The sequence below is a fragment of the Candidatus Jordarchaeum sp. genome (assembly GCF_052745115.1).
This window is the reverse complement of the sequence record NZ_JBRAKS010000054.1, coordinates 1-15,358: the sequence shown is the minus strand read 5'-3', so window position 1 is coordinate 15,358 and position 15,358 is coordinate 1. Positions and strand designations below refer to the sequence as shown.

The 15,358-nt window shown below is 37.1% G+C and carries 13 protein-coding genes and 1 pseudogene; 4 read left to right on the top strand and 10 right to left on the bottom strand.

Going from position 1 to position 15,358, the window contains the following annotated elements; all coding sequences use genetic code 11:
• Nucleotides 1-120 precede the first annotated feature (120 nt).
• A complete protein-coding gene (locus ACUVXA_RS05790) occupies nt 121-813 on the bottom strand; it encodes a hypothetical protein (protein ID WP_445870296.1) in 693 nt (230 codons plus the stop codon).
• Between the two features lie 359 nt (nt 814-1,172).
• Between ACUVXA_RS05790 and glmM the strand changes: the two genes are divergently transcribed.
• Nucleotides 1,173-2,531 carry a phosphoglucosamine mutase gene (gene glmM / locus ACUVXA_RS05785; protein ID WP_445870295.1) on the top strand — a complete coding sequence of 453 codons (1,359 nt, stop codon included), beginning with the start codon at nt 1,173-1,175 and terminating at the stop codon, nt 2,529-2,531.
• 62 nt (nt 2,532-2,593) lie between these two features.
• On the opposite strand, the gene ACUVXA_RS05780 is transcribed toward glmM, so the two are convergent.
• Nucleotides 2,594-2,860, bottom strand: coding sequence for a hypothetical protein (locus tag ACUVXA_RS05780; protein ID WP_445870294.1), 267 nt, complete (start codon nt 2,858-2,860; stop codon nt 2,594-2,596).
• 631 nt (nt 2,861-3,491) lie between these two features.
• Here ACUVXA_RS05780 and ACUVXA_RS05775 point away from each other — a divergent pair.
• Nucleotides 3,492-4,496 (top strand): NOL1/NOP2/sun family putative RNA methylase, encoded by a 1,005-nt coding sequence (locus tag ACUVXA_RS05775; RefSeq protein WP_445870293.1) that lies wholly within the window; start codon nt 3,492-3,494, stop codon nt 4,494-4,496.
• A gap of 3 nt (nt 4,497-4,499) precedes the next feature.
• Nucleotides 4,500-4,925: a methyltransferase RsmF C-terminal domain-like protein gene (locus ACUVXA_RS05770; protein WP_445870292.1), complete on the top strand. Its 426-nt coding sequence runs from the start codon at nt 4,500-4,502 to the stop codon at nt 4,923-4,925.
• 26 nt (nt 4,926-4,951) lie between these two features.
• On the opposite strand, the gene ACUVXA_RS05765 is transcribed toward ACUVXA_RS05770, so the two are convergent.
• From ACUVXA_RS05765 to ACUVXA_RS05735, 7 genes and pseudogenes are all read right to left on the bottom strand, one after another.
• Nucleotides 4,952-5,524, bottom strand: a complete 573-nt coding sequence (locus ACUVXA_RS05765; RefSeq protein WP_445870291.1) for an NUDIX hydrolase — start codon at nt 5,522-5,524, stop codon at nt 4,952-4,954.
• Nucleotides 5,525-5,972: 448 nt separating this feature from the next.
• Nucleotides 5,973-7,208: pseudogene (locus tag ACUVXA_RS05760) on the bottom strand (lactate racemase domain-containing protein).
• A 121-nt stretch (nt 7,209-7,329) separates the two neighbouring features.
• Nucleotides 7,330-7,782, bottom strand: coding sequence for a GNAT family N-acetyltransferase (locus ACUVXA_RS05755; RefSeq protein WP_445870297.1), 453 nt, complete (start codon nt 7,780-7,782; stop codon nt 7,330-7,332).
• 132 nt (nt 7,783-7,914) lie between these two features.
• The gene (locus ACUVXA_RS05750) at nt 7,915-8,943 is read right to left on the bottom strand and encodes a reductive dehalogenase (RefSeq protein ID WP_445870290.1); all 1,029 of its coding nucleotides are present in this window, start codon (nt 8,941-8,943) and stop codon (nt 7,915-7,917) included.
• Between the two features lie 341 nt (nt 8,944-9,284).
• Complete coding sequence (locus ACUVXA_RS05745) at nt 9,285-9,632, bottom strand: hypothetical protein (RefSeq protein ID WP_445870289.1); 348 nt, start codon at nt 9,630-9,632, stop codon at nt 9,285-9,287.
• 452 nt (nt 9,633-10,084) lie between these two features.
• Nucleotides 10,085-10,216: a hypothetical protein gene (locus ACUVXA_RS05740; protein ID WP_445870288.1), complete on the bottom strand. Its 132-nt coding sequence runs from the start codon at nt 10,214-10,216 to the stop codon at nt 10,085-10,087.
• 227 nt (nt 10,217-10,443) lie between these two features.
• Entirely contained in the window at nt 10,444-12,996 is a 2,553-nt protein-coding gene (locus ACUVXA_RS05735; protein ID WP_445870287.1) for a DEAD/DEAH box helicase, read from the bottom strand.
• 107 nt (nt 12,997-13,103) lie between these two features.
• Here ACUVXA_RS05735 and ACUVXA_RS05730 point away from each other — a divergent pair, with 107 nt between their 5' ends.
• Nucleotides 13,104-13,907, top strand: coding sequence for a heterodisulfide reductase-related iron-sulfur binding cluster (locus tag ACUVXA_RS05730; RefSeq protein ID WP_445870286.1), 804 nt, complete (start codon nt 13,104-13,106; stop codon nt 13,905-13,907).
• A 69-nt stretch (nt 13,908-13,976) separates the two neighbouring features.
• On the opposite strand, the gene purB is transcribed toward ACUVXA_RS05730, so the two are convergent.
• Nucleotides 13,977-15,320, bottom strand: a complete 1,344-nt coding sequence (purB, locus tag ACUVXA_RS05725) for an adenylosuccinate lyase (protein WP_445870285.1) — start codon at nt 15,318-15,320, stop codon at nt 13,977-13,979.
• Nucleotides 15,321-15,358: the final 38 nt, after the last annotated feature.

The window sequence follows — 15,358 nt, the reverse complement described above, 5'->3', positions numbered from 1 at the left end:
GACGAAAAGCAAAATATTAATCAGACCCACCAACCGTATTTAGTACCAGAACCAGTTTGGTTTAATTATGAGTTTCTTTAAAAAGCAAATCATAGAATTATAGTAATTTTTAAAAGTTTATTATATGTTATTAAGTTTCAACCGCTTAATTGCTACTGCCCGATTTTTTATTAGCTCTTCGAGAACCATTATAACCTCGCTTATGTCCCTTTTCAGAGCCTTTGTTAGTTGGCCGATGTTTTTCTCTCCATCGATCATTAAAAGCAGGTCTACCACCCATTCTCCATATTTGTATGTTAGGTCTTCAGACATTTTGTTATTAAGAAATTCTAGGGTAAATATTTTCTTTACAGGTATTGAGAAAACAGTCATTTCTGTTTGTTGAGGCATTTCAACTAGAGGTTCAAATACCGGTATTTGATTCTTAGGAGGAGTTTTGAGAGGTCCAGAGTAGACCTTTATACGAGGTTTTCTTTCTTTTGCTATTTCTTTCTCTAAACATTTTTTAAATTTTTTAGCGGAGCTATCCAGAACCTTTTGTAAATAGTCAACGTCTCCCTGGTCAATAAGAATCAAGATGTGATCCTGAAAACGAGAAATTCCAATGTTAAGATCCCGGATTTGGGCAGTTAAGCTATAGATATCTATAACTCCTAAATAGAGGAGCAAAGATTGTACCATATCAAGTATCTCAGGAGGAAGCCGTGAAATTATCGCGTTTCCATTTAAACCTAAAATACCAACATATTTTATATAATTGGTCTTTTCAATTTCGTTTATTAATGCCTCCAGATCCTCTATTAAGGAGTTCATAATATATCCCACTAAGTAGCTACTATTAATATTTGATAATTTTCGTATCTTTCTCGTTTTTTTAAATTGTAGGAAGAATAATGGTATGGTGCAATTTTTAGATTATTTTCTTGCCTCATAGTTTTTTAACCATTTAATTTGCCAGTAGTTTGTTCGAGTTATATGTTTTACTGCATCACCAAATTGATATTCAAACTATTTTGAGAAAGTTAATAAATTAAAGTTTTAGATTATCTAAAAATTAAAAATTTCAATGAGAATATATAAAATTATGAAGTCAAAAATAGCAAAATATAATTATAATCGGTTAGCTTCATAATGTCAATATAAGAAAAGTGCTTTGTTATTGAGGGAATGAAATGTCTGAAAACATTTTCCGTGCTTACGATATAAGGGCTGTTTTCAATGAGAAAATTGATGTGGAAAACGTGGTTCGGATAGGGCTTGCTTTCGGAACGTACCTTGGTGGGCAGGGACTGGTATTTACTGGAAGAGATATTAGAACCAGCTCAAGAATAGTGGAAAACGCGGTATCTTCAGGAATATGTTCCACTGGTTGTGATGTAACTTCACTCGGTTTACTTCCCATTCCTTTGTTGAATTTCTATTGCTGGAAAAATAAACCGAAAGCAGGATTAATGGTCACCGCATCACATAATCCTCCGGAATTTACTGGTCTAAGGTTTAGACACAGTGATGGTACGGGTTTCTCTAAAGAAAATGAGGAAATAAAAAAAATTTACTTTAAAGGTAATTTTGTTAAAAGCCCTTGGAATAAACTAGGGGAATTTATGACTATTAACACACAAGTTGTTATTTCTGAGTATTTTAGGTACGTGTTAGAAAGAATATCATTAGAAAGAAAACTAAGCGTAATTCTTGATCCTGGAAATGGAACAGCCTCCATTGTGGCGCCTCAGCTGTTCAGAAAGGCGGGCTGTAAGATTTTTACCATAAATTCTCAGATTGATGGAACTTTTCCTGGCAGAGATTCATATCCCCGTGAAGAAACTCTTGGTGATTTACAAAAAATTACTAGGGATAGTGGTGCAGATATGGGGATAGCTTACGATGGAGATGCTGACCGGGCGGTTTTTGTAGATAATAAGGGACGAATAGTAAGACCAGAAGTTGCGGGTGTGCTATTCGTAAGAGATGCTCTTTCCAAGAAAAAGGGGAAAATTGTAGTTAATGTTTCAAGCTCTCTGATTGTGCAGGAACAAGTGGAAGCCCTGGGAGAAGAGGTTGTCTATGAAAGGGTGGGCGATGTTTTTATGACAGAAGCAATCAAAAAACATGACGCAGTATTCGGCATAGAACCATCGGGACACTTTTATTCCAATTTATTCTACCCCTTTGATGATGGAATACAAACCAGTCTACTTTTAGCAGAGATCATATCCAATCAAAACAAATCACTATCCGAGCTGGTAGATGAAATTCCGCAATACCCTATGATAGAAGAAGCTATAGAATGCCCCGACGAGAAAAAATTCCGAGTGGTAAAAAGAGTTAAGGAAAAACTAGAAAAGAGGGGGTATAAACTCAACCTAATGGATGGTGTAAGGGTCGACCATAAGGAAGGCTGGACACTAATTAGACCCTCAAACACCCAACCATTAATCCGGGTTACTGTAGAAGCAAAAACGGAATCCAAATTTAAAGAATTTAAAGATGAAATGCATAAATTGCTAAAAGAAGAAATGGAAAAAAGTTAGAAAGAATAGACTTTTATAAGTGATACATAAAAGACAAAGAAATTAGAAAAGATAAAGAAATATTAAGTTAATCCCAGTTTTTTAATGAACTTTTTCCCCAATTCAGTTAGACATATCCAATTTGTTTCGGTACGGGATACCATTCCCTTTTCAACAAGGTTATCTATTGCTTCATCAGGGCTTATTTTAGCTTTACCGCTTACCCAAATCCGGTAAACCTTCTGTAACCTTCCGCTAATGGTTTTTTGACGCTCACCCATTGAAAACTGGGCAATCAAAGACAGGGCTTGCTTTTCCTCTTCACCAAGTTCAATAATCTGATCCGACATGGTTTTTCACTTGAACCTAGCATCCATTATTCTTAATTTACAAATATACGTCTTAACCTAAATTTCTTTCTGATAATGTAAAATTAAAAACATAAAAATTACCAAATAATGAAAGAAATATAAAACATTTTAGGGCTCTTTTTAACCCAGTTTTATCCTATATCCCAGACTTTCAAATCCACCTACACATCCTGCATCTTTTCCATTTTTGTCTGCTCCACAAACCCAATGCTAACAGTTAGAACTCCGGCCTCTAAGACTACACCTGAAAAAGAATAAATTAGCCTTCTGAGCATCACCAACTTCCTAATCAGCCATCTTAGCAGCGTTAAAGTGAAACCAACTTATTTGAGAACCCTCTAGGAGAGGAAAGAATATCCTCCAACTCGGAATAGGTAGCCATCTCAGCCGACACAGTTACAAAAGAAATGGTGCTTATTACCAATAAAAATCGTCTTTTGGAAGGCAAACTTTTCACAACAAGACACTTGTAGAAAAAAAGTATAGTATTAGATTTTTGGACATATACCCGATATAAATTTAATAGCTATGTTTTATCTATTTAAAGGCTGATTGTAAGCTCTCCTAATAATGAAACTTTAAATAGTTTCAGTTGTGTATGGTCATCCAAATGTCGCCAAAAAACTTTTCATCTTCACAACAAAAAGCAGCAGTCCCTCAAAATTATTCTAAAGAAAATTTGGATGAGTTGAGGAAATTAAATCCTGAGTTTTTTGAAAGATACGAGGAAATCGATTGTTCCAAGAGTTTTTTAGAGTATATGTTGAAGCCTCTGAGACAGAGTATCAGGGTAAATGTTCTTAAAGTAAGTGGTAAGGATGTGTTGGAAAATCTTGGTAAGAATTTTGACTTTAAACCAGTGCCTTGGTGCACTGAAGGATACTTTATTTACCCCAAGAGGGGTTTTAGCGAGGTGATTATAAGTAATACAATTGAGTACCAGCTTGGTCTGATATTTGTTCAGGAAGCATCCTCCATGATTCCCCCAGTTGTACTTGAAGTAAAGCCAGGACAATTTGTGCTCGATATGGCGGCAGCTCCGGGTGGTAAAACCACTCATATTGGAATGTATATGAAAAACAAGGGCTGTTTGATTGCAAATGATATCAAGAAAAATAGGTTAAATATTCTCATTTTGAACATTCAAAGGAGTGGGATTCTAAACGCGTGGGTTACAGGGAAGGATGGAAGATTCTTTAAAAGATTCGAAAACAGATTTGATAGGGTGCTTCTCGATGCGCCCTGCTCCAATGTTGGCATGATAAGAAAGAATTTTAAGTATCTAAAGGTTTGGCGCAAAAATATAGTTGAATCCCAATCAAGACTACAAAAGGAAATGATTCTAGCAGGCTACCAAGCATTGAAACCGGAAGGAATAATGGTTTACTCCACCTGCACCTTGGAGCCCCCCGAAAACGAGGAAGTCATTGATTATCTCGTATCAAAAACAAACGCCAATGTTATCGAGACAAATTTGCCTTTAAGAAAAACAAAACCATTCACCGAATTCGAGGGAAAGAAATTCGATAATCAAGTTAAAAAATGCCTAAGGATCCATCCTCAGGACAACGACACAGAGGGCTTCTTTGTGGCAAAAATCGTCAAGGAGGATTAAAGAATGTCTGAAAAAGACATCACCCCAAAAATATCCAGAGAGATAGAAGAACGATTTGGGACTAAAATAGATTTCAAACTTAAAGAAATGGGCAAAAGAAAAATCTACGCATATAAAGAATGCACAGAATTAGAAAAACAACCTATTGATATCATACACTACGGCTTTTACTTTGGAAGACTCGAAAAGGATGGACTAAGATTATCGATTGAAGGCACTCAGTTAATAGGGAAAAAAGTAAAGAAGAACATATTAGAAATCGATTATAACCAAGCAATAAAATGGATGAAGGGAGAAGACTTACAAGTTGAGTCAGAAGCCGGCGGTTACGTAATTCTCAAGTGGAGAAACTACTACCTAGGTTGCGGTAAGCTGAAGAATAGAAAAGTCATAAACTTTGTCCCCAAGGACAGAAGAATCTCAACCTAAAAAAATTACGAAAACATATAGATTATCTATTCATTATCATTTCTTAGCAGGTCTAGAAATTGTTTTAGTATCATGGCGGTGGCACCCCAAATTACGTGCCCGTTATAGTCGTAGAAATAAATTGGAACCTCTTGCCCAAAGTATTCGTGTAACTCCACCCAGAAATTTTTCTCATCAAGTAAAGCAGTTAAGGGAGCCTCAATGACTTGCTCAAGTTCATTCTTATTGATTTTGTACGAACCAACTGGTGCATGCTTCAAAAAACCAACGAATGGGGTGACAATATACTTACTCGTAAAAGTAACAATATCATCCAATTTTCCCAAAACTTCAATATTTTCCTTTTCTAAGCCCACCTCTTCAAAAGTTTCCCGAAAAGCAGTATTCAACAAAGTCCCATCTTCCTCATCAAATGCTCCCCCCGGAAAAGAGATTTGCCCCTTATGATATAGGAGTTCATTACTTCTCTTTGTGAAAATAATGTAGTACTCGCTATCTCTCTTGAATAAAAGAAGAAAAACCGCAGCATTTTTAAAATTTGGATCAGATAACTCCAGTCTTTGACGCTTAGAGAGCAATTCTTTGATACTTGATTTCACTTAAAAGTCGCCTCCTTTTCGTGAAATTACACCAATCATCACAGTAGGTTTTTTTCTTATCTTGCTAAAAGGGGCCAATATTTGTCAGTAGTGTAGCCAAACCACCAATTGCTTTAGTTCTTTAAACATCTTTTTGTATCATTATTAAATAACCGACATAAAAAGGTAATCAAACACAAGAAATTAAGACCACAAATAGATACCGGATAAACTACTCCAGCTTGGAGTGTAGCTCTTGCCACCACTTCATTTCCCATTAGTAGAAAGACTTCTCCTTTTTAGTCTAAGGTTGAGCGGTCTGAGTCTATTTAGCGCAGCATTCTAATCGCCACCAAGGAATAGAAACTAAAATGTTTTGGATTTAAAATAAGTTACATCTGATTGTGTTTAGTGAGCTTCTTGAAGTTGTCTTGTTATATTAAATAAAAATGGGAAGTATAGTTTCTGTTTAGAAAGGTTTCTGTATGGTTGCATCGGGGAAAACTGCGACTTTGGGTTTTCCTTTATGGGTGTTTTTCAGCTCTTCAAGTGTTTCCTCCCATGTTTTAAGTTTAATGGTCTTTTCGGGAGGAGACATTTCCAGCCAGGGCTGCTTATCTTGGTACTTGGAAAAGATTATTATTTTTCCTGCTCGGTCAAGTATATTTGAGGGGGGGATATACCGGTTTCCTCCGATCCTTTTAATTCCCCATCTTCCTACAACGTAGTGTGGTACTTGTCCCGTGGGAGTATTATAGACTATTACTAGTGTTCCTCCTTCCTTCATTGCTATAACTGGCCATATACCTATGGTTGCTTCGTTAGCTTTAGAGTATGCATTTGAAATCACTATGTCCGGGGTTTGGGGCATCTGCGCTCGGTAGTGGATCATAGCTTCTTGGACGCCTTTTCTTTGAGCTTCTACAATATCTCCTGCAAAGATGTCCGTCGAGTCTCGCTTGAAGTTTACTAGGACGTTTATTACCATATCTATATCCACCATCTTGGCAGTCTCTTCAGCGTCTTGTCTCATAATGTTCTCATCGTTGAGTCTCCCATATGCAAGCTGGCATGTAGGATGTAATTCCCGGTAGTTTTGAGCAGTAGACCATCCACCCAAGTCTCCGTGGTTGTAGGATATAGTTCTTATACTTGTGATTCCGGGCAGAACGATTTTGCCTCCTCCTCCAAAACCATATTGTGGATGAGGTACTATTCCTCCTATTCCAATCTTGAGGTCACAAGCCATAACCTAGGCGTTTACCTCAACAGGATTTCCATATTTGGTGTGTCCCAGATAGTTGAGGTTACTGTAGGGATTATGGTTGAAGACCGGGTATTCTTCGACTATTTTTTCTCCGAGCTTCTTAGAAAAATCTTCTCTATTGAAGGTTCCATGAGCCCCATTTGCACAAATAAATCTAATTTGGTCTTCCCCTATTCCTCCTTTTTTTAGTTCTTCAATAACCAGGGAAGCTATTTCGGATATTTTTGTGGGGCGGGTCATGTCATCGAAAACTATTACGACTTCCTGCTTGCCCTCCGCTAGCTTACTTAAAGGTTTAGTTTCAATCGGGTTTCTTAGTGTTGAAAGAATTTGGTCTCTGTTCAAGGCGGGTTTTCCTTCGCCACCCATGCCGCACACGTTCACGTCCCATTCGTTGGGAATTTCTAATTCTAAGGTGGTGTCGCCATACCAAGGCATTTGCGGTAAGCTAACCTTCAAAATTTTCACCCACAGGAAATTAGGATATATTTTATTAAAGGCTTTCGAATACTTTTTAGTGTATGATAAATTCTTGAAAAATCAAATATTTGTAAGGGAATTATTTTTCTTTTTTTGTTTCCATTTCGAATGTAATAAAAACGGGATCAAAACCCATTGGGCATACTAATTTTGCAATTCGATCCTTATCTCTCATACCCACATTTATTCGGATTTTATCTACTCCAATTTTTTCTAGAATTTCTAGCGCTTTTTCTGCAAGAATTCTCCCGACGCCCCTTCCCTGATGTTCAGGGTCTACTATCCAATTGTTTAAATAACCCACCATTTCTCCTGACGGTTCTAATCTGGCTTCGATCATTCCCATACCTATTATTTTGTCCTCTTCTTCTGCCACAAGGGTTTGTCTTCGAAGCCCAGGACTGAATAATCGCAGTTTATCAGAGTCTTTCCATTTTTTAGGATCAAAGCCTACGCCAACATATTTACTTAGCTTTTCCATAAGTTTCATTGTTTGCTCATTATCTTTACTTATGTAATTTCTAACTATCATAGTCAAAGGTTAGCCACCTGTATCTACTTTTTTCTGGCTCTGTTTGAGATTTGCTTTAAAAGGATTATAAACTTTTTTGAGAATAAGCCAACCAAAGAAGGTTGTATACTTTTTTCTCATTGGTTTATCTAATTAGCCCCACCATTGCTCGGGGTTACCATCTTCGGTTGCTAGACTTTTATATCCTTGAACCTTATTAAATGGGCAGACTGCGATACAATTAGAACATGAAAAGCCGTTTTTTCTCCACGATGCTAAGCATTTTTCAGGATTGATAGGCCATTTTAGTACTCCCGGATTGTTAGAAATGCTGGTTGGCTCTTTGGTTCTTTCTCCGAAGGAGATGGCTTCGGTTGGACAGATCTCTGCACATCTTCTACAGTTTTGGCAATATTCAGTTACTCCAAAGTCTATAGGCGTATCGTTTTTAAGGGGAATATTGGTGAGCACTTTACATATTCTTACTGCGGGGCCGAATTCGGGGGTTATTAGCAATCCGCTTCTTCCCAGTTGACCTAAGCCCGCAGATACGGCTAAAGGAATACTCAAAGCAGTATCGTTAGCACAAGGTATTGCGGTATAACCTAAACCTCGAATAAATTCCGCAAGACTGGCTGACAGAAACACCATTTTAGAATATCCCAAACCCGTTGTAACCTCACACAGAGGGGAGGGGGAAATATGTAACAAATCTATATCCATTTCTATTGCCATAACCACCGCATGGTTAACATCTGAGGGAATAATAAATTCTTCACTTGTTTCATCCGGTTCTGGCACATTCTTAAACACGATTTTTTTGTGCGCATTGTCTGGCCTAACCCAGTGGTGAGAGTAAACCCATTTATGATCAAGTTCACAAATACCAACTAGATCCGCCCCATAAGTCTTAGCGGCTTTCTTAACCATCGTTGACATTTTATCCGGGTTTTCACGCAATTTTTGAAGATTTAAATTATTTTTCTCCGTTTTCCACGCCTGAAAAAGTTTAACACTGGTAGGATTTTTCTCAAAGCTTAAAGGTTTCCAGGAGAGAAGCCCCATATTCCCTGTTTCAAACTCTGAAGCAGTGGTCAGAGTCCATGCACCTTGCATGAGAGCATAATCTTTAAAAGTGAATCCGGGAAAGTTTTCCCTAATATTTCTGTCTATTATATCCAAAATATTGTCCACTGATTTATTAAAGGAAATATTTGTATCCCAAGTTGTTCTGGCAAACATCTCATTTTTTTGATCGAAACGAGTGTAAGATGAATCAATTTCATAAAGATCAGAAGTCGAAGTACGTGTTCTTACTGGCTTCCTAAATGAACTAACCATAATAAAACGATGAAACAAACCATTTTTAAACTCTTTTAATGAATTAAAAAATAAGGAGAATATCTATCTTTTTACGAGAGAATACTTTTTTGATTAAAAGTTAGTGCCTTCTCGTAAGTTAAGGATTACTTTAAAAAAAGAAAAATAAAAAAGTGTGTTATATAATCGATTTTTATTTACTTTTACTTTAGAGCGCCAGTTGCCATAGCGATAATAGCACCAATGATTTCAATAATACCAGGTATGACACCGAATAACCCGCCCATGAATCCGAGGAGGGATATGATTCCAATGATTAGAACTATGATTGTGCTCCACTTGATATATTTTCCGGCGATTATTAGGATGCTAAGTACTACAGCGATAATAGAGAGTATAAAAACAATAATGCCATATATCGCTACTGCGGGGTTTGTAATTGTACCAAGAAGTGTTAGTGCGGGTAATGCTAAACCTATCCAAAGTCCTGAGAGAGCTCCGATAAGTGCTATTATGCCACCAATCAATACGCCAGTTGTTCTTTCGCCCATTTTTCATTACCTTCCTTTATTTGTTTTTGGAGCTAGTAGATGTGGAAATGAATTTAAATATTTTCAGTCTTCATATATGGGTTTACGGTAAATGTCGAAGTTAATGTTTTTTACATAAGAGGGTATTCATAGTTATGTATATTAAGTTTATATTTTATGAGTATTAGAAATATAAGTGTTTTTATTTAAAAATAAATAATATTATTAATATAATTCTTCAAATTTGAAGGAAAATTTTGGAATTTTTTCATATGTTTTTTTCTAAAATTTTATTCAAATTCACATTTTGTATCGAGAAATCGAGCTTTTGTTTTTAATTTTACCAGTGGTAGATAGCATTTTGAGCATTTCTGGGGTAGTAACACGCCTGTGGTGGGAAGTTTGAAGGTAGATTTTGCATCCTTTGTAATAATTTTCACAGTCCGCTATAAGTCCTCTTCTCCTGAGGAATATTAGAGAATCAGCACAGTTTGGGCATTTAAAATCCATTTCATTTTGAATTTTTTCTGTATGATTTCGTCGGCGTTTTCGCAGATTCTGTCAATGCATGCTTGAATGTGGGAAACGTATTCGGCTTTGAACATTAGGAGTCCGCATTTTTCACATTTCTTTTTGGTTATAACTGCATTTCTTGGTAGTTTGTATGTGGTTCTGCATTCTTTGCATATATTTTTATTATCCTTTTGCGAACGCTCTTCTCCGCAGATTTTACATTTTCCAACTATTTGTTTCGGAAGTTCTGACGTTTTTTGCTTTTTTATTTCTGCACTTTGGATTAGTGGTTCCTGCTCTTTTTGTGTGGTGTAGCCTTTTAGATCTGAGTAAACTGCCTTTTTTTGTGTTGAGGCTTTTCGGTTGATTTAATATTGTATTTTGTACTACGGTTAGGAGGGGTTTCATTAGTTTTTGCAGTAATCTGGTTTGATTCAGAAATTATTTCTAATAGGTTGGATTCTTGTTTTAAATTTTTGGGAGCTATGGCGGGTGGCGTTATGTGTGTTTGTAGTGTTTCAGGAGCTCTGAATATATCTAGATAATCTATTTTTATTTTGCATTCAATTGGAGTGTTTGAGATGTTTAATTTCAGTGGGAGTGTCCATGGTGTGTCTTTTGATATGGTGGTGGATTTTTTTAGTATCTCCTTGTTGTTGAGCCAGATTGATATTTGAAACCGACCGGGTTTTCCGCTGTTTTGAACTGTGGTTTGGAGTTCTATAATGTCCTCAGATTTGAGGATTTGATTTGTTTTAACGCTTACCATTGCTTTTGGTAGGTTTTTTGCTTCTTCTAGTATCTTTTTTCCAGTTTTGGGTGGAAGTCCTATTCTTGTCAGATCATATGCAGAGCTTTGCATAAGTTGATCTAGAGTGCTTATACCCTTACTTATGAGTAGATCCACTGTTTTTGGTCCTATTCCTGGTACCTGTATTAACTCAATTTGTTCATCAAGCGCTCCCTTCTCAAGCTTGAAGGTTAGTAATCTTATAATTCTTGAAATGTCTTCCGTCATAAGTTCTGTGGCAAATCGCCCTAGTGCCGAGAGTAGACGAAGGGCGTTCTGTTTAATTATCCAGGAATCGGCTCTGAGATCTTCCAAGATTTTGATTTGTTTAAGATAGGAGATAAGTATTGCAAGCACCTTTTCCTGAGGCTCATTCAGTTTCTCTGTATGATGATTTTCTAAGTTTGAAAGCACGGTTTTCAGAAATTTCTTTTCAATTCTTCGGACTACGATGTCTTCAAACTCTTTAGCTCTTGAAACTAGGAAGAGTATACCAGTTTCATCAGAAACTTCTTTAATTTCATTGTGAAAGAGTTCAGCTGTTTCTAGATCTAAGTAGTAGTTACACGCGATTTCCGCGAGTTTGGTGGCCTTAAACTTGTTGTTTTTCTTAATTATAAATCCATGTTCCTCCAACCATAGAATTTTACTTCGGATCTCGTCTTCAAGAAATTTTAGTGCTGCTTCTCCTCTACGATTTTTCTCCCGGATGTAGAGAAAGCTGGTTTTTATCCAGTTTAAAGCGTCCTCTTCGCTTTCAATTGTTCCCAAAACTATTTCGGCGTTTAAATGTTCTGAAAGGGTTTCTAGCAGTCTTGACTCAAGGTCTCTTTCCTTGAGTAGTAAAGTTCTATATTTTTCTGCATCTTCGCTCCTTACTATTACCCACCCTATACCCTCTTTGTCGTATTGGGGTCTACCCGCCCTACCAAGCATTTGCAGCAAGTCTAAAGAGTTAATCTTTCGGTCTCCCCTCAAAGTATCATAGACGTGAGTGTCTCTTATAATTACAACCTTCGCCGGGAGATTAACACCCCAAGCCAAGGTGCTCGTAGAAACTAATACTTTTAATAATCCATTTCGAAAAGAATTCTCGACTAATAATCGATCTTCGGGACTCAGCCCAGCATGGTGAAAGGCTACACCATTACCAAACACTTCTCTTAATCGCGTGCTCCGGATTTGGTTAGAAATTTTTTTGAGCTCCAACAATTCTTCCGGTGTGCAGTAGGAGATTGCCTGTTCCTCCCAAACTTTTGCGATTTTGCTAGCAGCGAGTCTGGTGTCTCTTCTGCTAGCTACAAAGATCAGGACCTGGTTGCCCTCAGCTAGTACCCACTTTGATAAATCTAACGCCTTGTAAAGCCGTAGGTACATGTTATAGAACTTGTTTTCAGTTTCATTATACGGGTACACACCAATGGAGAGTGGGACTGGTCTGGTGGAGGAATCAAAGTAAAAAGTAAAATCTTCTTTCGTGCCTATCCATTCAGCCACTTCCCTATAGTTTGGCATCGTAGCGCTAAGGGCAATTATTCTCAAAGGTCTATCATTAACTTCCGACAAGCGTCTCATTCTAGAAACAATTGCTTCTAATACTCCTCCCCTATTATCTGAGTCCAAAAGATGTACCTCATCAATAATCAAGAGTGATATATTATTTACAAAAATATATTCTCTTTTATTCCATTTTCGACTTGCACTGTCCCACTTTTCGGGGGTAGAGACAATTATTTTTGAAGTATTAGCTTCGTAAGGAGAGATTTCTTCGTCGCCTGTGGTTACATACACTTTATACCCAAGTTTGCTGAATATTTTTCCCCATATTTCTTCCTTCTCGTATGCTATAGCTTTTAATGGTCCCAGGTAAAGTATTTTTCCCGAATCTGCGAGTTGCCTAATCATTGCTAGCTCTGCAATAACTGTTTTACCACTAGCTGTTGGAGAACACACTACAATATTTTCAGCAGTATTCAGAATTGAGGGTAAAACCGCAGATTGGATACGGTTAAATTTCTCAAAGGAAAACAGCTCCACAAATTTTTGGGAAATAGTGTCCTTAACTAATAACTCGTCCGGCAACTGCAGACCTCTAAAAAATAATTTTAATCTAAAACACAAATCTTTGATAAGCTTTAAAAGAATTTTGAAAGAAACGTTCCTAATACATTTTTTAGGAGTGGTAGAAGATGGAAGAAAGTGTAAATCGTATAATGTCTCAGGGTTCGATACTCGAATCGGGTAAACAGAGACACTATCTACTCAAGTATGGTTTAGGGCTAAACATGGACAAGTCTGCAAAATATACTATTATAGCGGGTTGTGCTAATCCTTTTGGTTTATTTGAGCCCTTTAAAGATTTCATAGAATTGTTAGGGCTTTTTAACGTGGATTATACTTTTCTTAAAAAAGAATATTGTTGCGGAAATCTTGCTTATAGAGAAATACCGAAAGAGGATAGACCGAAATTAGAAGAATATTCTAGGCAGTTTATTGAAAACAATCTTAAACAAGCAAAGAAACTGGGTTCAGAAGCTATAGTAACTTTTTGCTGTGTTTGTGCTTACCTGTATAATCGATTCTTCGGCGACGAGTATGAGGGTATGAGTATTTTATTTTTTCCAGAGTTACTTCTCGAAACCATGAAAGGAATACCGAAATTGAATAAAAGCATAGCATATTATGAGGGATGTTATAGGTATCAGAGAGATTTAGCGCCCGGTGCTAAGATAAATCTGAAAAGTAACCACGAACTTCTAGATAGAATTGAGGGATTGCAAATAAGCTTAGTTCCATCGAAACTTTGTTGTATGGAGGATTTACAAAAAATTTTTGAAGAAATTAACAATAAAGATGTGGATATAGTGGTGACAAGCTGCACTGGATGTTACGCAGTGCTCGGAGTAACCTCAAAATTAATGGGTGGTAAACCACAGGTCAAATTTTTAACTGAAATTCTTTTAGAGGCATATAAAGACGAAAGAGACGACTAGAAAAAGTCTATAATTACGCTCCCAGATTATTTACATCTAAATATTTTTGGTTAGATCGCCTTTAGAGAGTCACTTTTTGAGCTTTTCTACAATTTTTTCTACTTGTTCTATTGCGGTACCAATGTATTGTTTAGGATCTAGCCAATTCTTCAATTCTTTTTCGGTTAAAAGATTTTTGAGTTTTTGATGAGTGAGTATGGCTTTCATTAATGGTATGTTTTCTTGACGGCATTTTACTGCTAATTGGCGAAGAAGCTCATGGGCCTCCTGCCTTCCCAATCCTTTCTCTACCAGTTTTATCATTACGTTCTCGGTCATATAGAGACCACCCTCTAGTTCAAGGTTTTTCTGAATATTCTGGTGGTTAAATTCTAATCCTTTCAGTATGGAGGTGAGTTCGGTTAGAATATAGTCTAAGAGTATGAAAGATTCGGGGAATATTATGCGTTCATTGGAAGAATTTGTTAGATCTCTTTCGTGTTCGATTAGTGCAGCATTATCTAGAGTGGGTATAGTGTATGCTAGTATAACGCGGGAGATTCCACAGACCCTTTCTGATCTGTGTGGATTCCGCTTCTGGGCCATAGTGGACGAACCTACTTGCTTTCTGGTGAAAGGTTCGAAAACTTCGCCGATTTCGGTTCTCTGCAGATTTCTAATTTCTTTCGCGATTTTGGTCAAAGTGGCGGCTACTAAGGCATTCAAGAAGATTAGTTCCGCATGACCGTCGCGTTGAACTATCTGATTGGTTATTTCAGCTTCTTTTATTTTCAAGTCTTGCATCACGAGTCTTTGAATATCGAATCCCCCTTTACCAAAGCTGGCCATTGTTCCCACTGCTCCACTCATTTTTCCCACTAAAACTCTATCTTTACATTGCTCAATTCTTTCAAGATGTCTATTTATTTCGCTGGCCCAAATGGCAAACTTCATTCCATAGGTAAAAGGAACCGCGTGTTGTCCATGTGTTCTCCCTATGCATATTGTTTCTTTGTGCGCGGAGGCTAGGTCTAATAAAACTTTTTTTAGGGAGGTCAGTTTGGAGAAAATTATTTCTATCGCATCTCTTAGAATGAGAGCCCAAGCAGTGTCTACGATATCATAGCTGGTTGCTCCTAAATGCACATATTTCTTAGAGTCTCCCTCGCAAACTTCAGATAAGGTCTGCACCATAGCCATGACGTCATGGTGAATTTCTTCTTCCAATTTCTTTACTCTATCAAGTTTCACATATTCTAATGAGGCCTTTTTTGATATCTCCTCCGCCGCCTCATTTGGAATATCTCCCAAACTTGCATGCGCCCTGGCTAGTGCCGCTTCTACATCAAGCCACCTTTGGAGCTTATTCTCTTCTGTAAATACCTGTTTCATTTCAGGGGTGAAGTATCTATATTCTATTGGATGTACCGACATCCCAAACACCTTAGAAATAATCTACATTTTCTTAAGAT

Coding starts and splice junctions, on each gene's coding strand:
- ACUVXA_RS05790 (WP_445870296.1), bottom strand. CDS start 813: ATGAACTCCTTAATAGAGGATCTGGAGGCATTAATAAACGAAATTGAA.
- glmM (WP_445870295.1), top strand. CDS start 1,173: ATGTCTGAAAACATTTTCCGTGCTTACGATATAAGGGCTGTTTTCAAT.
- ACUVXA_RS05780 (WP_445870294.1), bottom strand. CDS start 2,860: ATGTCGGATCAGATTATTGAACTTGGTGAAGAGGAAAAGCAAGCCCTG.
- ACUVXA_RS05775 (WP_445870293.1), top strand. CDS start 3,492: ATGTCGCCAAAAAACTTTTCATCTTCACAACAAAAAGCAGCAGTCCCT.
- ACUVXA_RS05770 (WP_445870292.1), top strand. CDS start 4,500: ATGTCTGAAAAAGACATCACCCCAAAAATATCCAGAGAGATAGAAGAA.
- ACUVXA_RS05755 (WP_445870297.1), bottom strand. CDS start 7,782: ATGATAGTTAGAAATTACATAAGTAAAGATAATGAGCAAACAATGAAA.
- ACUVXA_RS05745 (WP_445870289.1), bottom strand. CDS start 9,632: ATGGGCGAAAGAACAACTGGCGTATTGATTGGTGGCATAATAGCACTT.
- ACUVXA_RS05740 (WP_445870288.1), bottom strand. CDS start 10,216: ATGTTCAAAGCCGAATACGTTTCCCACATTCAAGCATGCATTGACAGA.
- ACUVXA_RS05730 (WP_445870286.1), top strand. CDS start 13,104: ATGGAAGAAAGTGTAAATCGTATAATGTCTCAGGGTTCGATACTCGAA.
- purB (WP_445870285.1), bottom strand. CDS start 15,320: ATGTCGGTACATCCAATAGAATATAGATACTTCACCCCTGAAATGAAA.